General features: G+C 62.4%; 2 protein-coding genes. Both read left to right on the plus strand.

Annotation, left to right across the window (positions count from 1 at the left end; all coding sequences use genetic code 11):
- Positions 1–216: 216 nt before the first annotated feature.
- A complete protein-coding gene (locus ACFFAR_RS28370) occupies positions 217–2,829 on the plus strand; it encodes an MMPL family transporter (protein WP_375508921.1) in 2,613 nt (870 codons plus the stop codon).
- Between the two features lie 115 nt (positions 2,830–2,944).
- On the plus strand, positions 2,945–3,484 hold a 540-nt coding region (locus ACFFAR_RS28375), incomplete at its 3' end, for a VacJ family lipoprotein (protein ID WP_375508922.1).

Here is a 3,484-nt window from a genome sequence, read left to right on the forward strand (position 1 = left end):
TAATTTAGGAACCGGACCTTAATACAATCTGCCGCCGCCTTTTGTCATTAACTGTATCTTTCGGAAACGCGCGCAAATCACTCGCACGGCGCCCTTGCCCGCTGCCCGCTCCTTACGACCGGTATACTCACCCGTCGCCGAAAGTCGCCTGAAACGCGCCTTTCGCACTTTGTCCCACAAGAATTACCGAAAAAGCCCTTCGAGGCATCCGTCTTCATGCTCACGCCTCTCATTGCGCGTCTTGTCACCTTGTCCATCCGCCGGCCGGCGTGGATTATCGTTTTATCGCTGCTGGCCGCCGTTTTCAGCGGTTATTACGTGCTGCATCACTTCAAGATCAGCACCGACATCAGCCAGCTCATCGAGACGGAACCCGAATGGGCGGCGCGCAGCCATGCCATCGACGCAGCTTTCCCCGAGCGCAGTTCCACCGTGCTCGTGGTGGTCGAAGCGCAAACGCCGGAATTCGCCGATTCCGCCGCCAACGAGCTCGCCGCCGCGTTAGCCAAGGACACGAAACAGTTCACGGCCGTCTCGCAACCGTCGGGCGGCGATTTCTTCGAGCACAACGGCCTGCTGTACCTCTCCACCGACAAAGTCGCCGATACCACCCAGCAACTCGTCAAGGCGCGTCCGCTGATCAACGCGCTGGCCCACGATCCCACGCTGACGGGTCTCGCCGGCACGCTCAACACCAGCCTGAATATCCCGCTGCAGCTCGGCCAGGTGACGCTCGGGCAGATGTCGAAGCTGCTTGGACAAAGCGCCGACGTGCTCGATAAAGTCATCGCCAATCAGCCGGCCGTGTTCTCTTGGCGCAATCTCGTCGATACCTCCGCCACCCAGCCCGCACGCGCGTTCGTCACGGTCCAGCCGGTGGTCGACTACAACGCGCTCGAGCCCGGCGCGAGCGGTTCGAACGCCATCCGCGCGACCGCAAGCGCGCTGAAGTTATCGGAGAATTACGGGGCGGTCGTGCGTCTCACCGGCGAACAACCGCTTTCCGATGAAGAATTCGCTTCGCTGAAAGATGGCGCCGTGTTGAACGGCATCCTGACGTTCATTGTCGTCCTGGTGATCCTCTGGCTCGCGTTGCGCTCGGGGAAGATGATTGTCGCCGTGTTCATCACGTTGTTCGTCGGACTCGCGATCACGGCGGCGCTCGGCCTGCTGATGGTCCACGCGCTCAACCTGATTTCGGTCGCGTTCATGGTGCTGTTCGTCGGGCTCGGCGTGGATTTCGGGATTCAGTTCGGCGTGCGGTATCGCGAGGAACGCTTCAAGGACGACCGGCTCGATGTCGCGCTCGTCAGCACCGCGCGGCACGTCGGCGTGCCGCTGACGCTCGCCGCCGCCGCGACCGCCGCCAGCTTTTTCTCGTTCCTGCCGACGGCGTATCGCGGTGTGTCCGAACTCGGGCAGATCGCGGGCGTCGGCATGCTGGTCGCGTATTTCACGAACATGACGCTGTTGCCGGCGCTGATCAAGGTGTTCAGCCCGCCGGGCGAAGCGGGTTCGCCCGGCTTTCCGAAGCTCGCGCCTGTCGACGAATTCCTCGCGCGCAATCGCAAGCCGGTGCTGATCGGCACCCTGATCGTCGTGATCGGCGCGCTGCCGCTCCTGACGCATCTGCGCTTCGACTTCAATCCGCTGAACCTGAAGGACCCGAAAACGGAGTCGATGGCCACGCTGATCTCGCTCAAGGACGCGCCCGAAGCGGCCGTAAACGACGTGAAAGTGCTGGCGCCATCGCTTGAAGAAGCGGACAAAATAGCCGCCAGGCTCGCCAAATTGCCGGAAGTCGAGCGCGCGACGACGCTGTCATCACTGATTCCCACGGATCAATCCAAAAAGCTTGAACTGATCTCGGCCGCGGCAGCGCAGCTTCTTCCAGCGCTGAACCAGCGCGCCGCCGAGCCGGCCAATGACGCCGTGCGGGTGGCATCGCTCAAACGCTTGTCGAACTCGCTGGAACTCGCCGCCGACGAACACCCCGGCCCCGGCGAAAACGAAGCGCGCCGACTTGCCGCGACGCTGAAAAAGCTCGCCGCCGCCGACGCCGCCACGCGCGATCGCGCCGAACACGCGATGTCGGAGCCACTGCGCATCGCGCTCGGCCAGATGCGTGCGCTGCTGCAGCCGTCGCCGGTCACGCAGGATTCGCTGCCCAAGTCCATGACCGAAGGCTGGCTCGCCGCCGACGGCCACGCGCTCGTGGAGGCATCGCCAAAAGCGCTGGAAGGCAAGAATCGCGACGACGACCAGATGCTCGCCCGCTTCGCCAATGCCGTGCAGAAGGCGGAGCCGAACGCCATCGGCGGGCCGATTTCGGTGCTGCATTCGGCCAACACGATCATCAAGGCGTTCGAGCAGGCGGCGGTGTTGTCGCTGATCGCGATCACCGTTTTGCTGTGGATCACCTTGCGTCGAGTGGGCGACGTTTTGAGAACTTTGATACCTTTGCTGGTTTCCGCCGTGGTCACGCTGGAATTGTGCGTTGTCTTCGGCATGCCGCTGAACTTCGCGAACATCATTGCATTGCCGCTGATGCTGGGTATCGGCGTGGCGTTCAAGATCTACTTCGTGATGGCGTGGCGCTCCGGGCAGACCGGTTTGCTGCATTCCAGCCTCACGCACGCGGTGATGTTCAGCGCCGCGACCACGGCAACGGCGTTCGGCAGTTTGTGGTTTTCACACCATCCGGGCACCTCGAGCATGGGCCGCCTGCTGGTTTTGGCGCTATTTACGACGTTGATTGGCGCAGTGGTATTTCAGCCGGTTCTAATGGGCAAACCCCGGGTGCAGAAGAAGGCCGCTGACACTCTTTAATTCGTACGATCACCAGCAAGATCCAAGGAAACGACTCATGACGATGGCAATCACGCCACGCGCCGCTCGCAACCTGCGCGCCCTGTCCGGCGGCGCGGCATTCGCCGCCGCATTGATGCTGGCGGGCTGCGCGACCGGTCCCGACCGAAAACCGGGCGATCCGCTCGAGCCGATGAACCGCGAGATTTTCAAGTTCAACGACGCCGCCGACAAATACGTCGCACGCCCGATCGCCGAGGGTTACGTGAAGGTCACGCCGAGTCCGCTGCGCACGGCCATCAGCAATTTCTTCTCGAATATCGGCGATATTGGCAACTTCGCGAACAACCTGCTGCAACTCCGGATCACGGACGCGACTGAAGACTTGATGCGCTTTGCGTTCAATTCGACCTTCGGTATTGGCGGTTTGATCGACTGGGCGACGCTCGCCGGCTTGCCGAAGCACAACCAGGACTTCGGTTTGACGCTCGGGCATTACGGCGTGCCGTCCGGTCCGTACCTGGTGTTGCCGCTGCTCGGACCGAGTTCGGTGCGTGACTCCACGAGCTGGATTGCGGGTTATCCGCTCAATCCGGGTACCTATCTGGCCGCCGGGCCGAATGCCGCGCTGTTCGGCGTGCGTTTCATGAGCGCACGGGCCGACTTGCTGGGCGCA

The sequence above is a fragment of the uncultured Caballeronia sp. genome (assembly GCF_964243625.1).
Classification (GTDB): domain Bacteria; phylum Pseudomonadota; class Gammaproteobacteria; order Burkholderiales; family Burkholderiaceae; genus Caballeronia.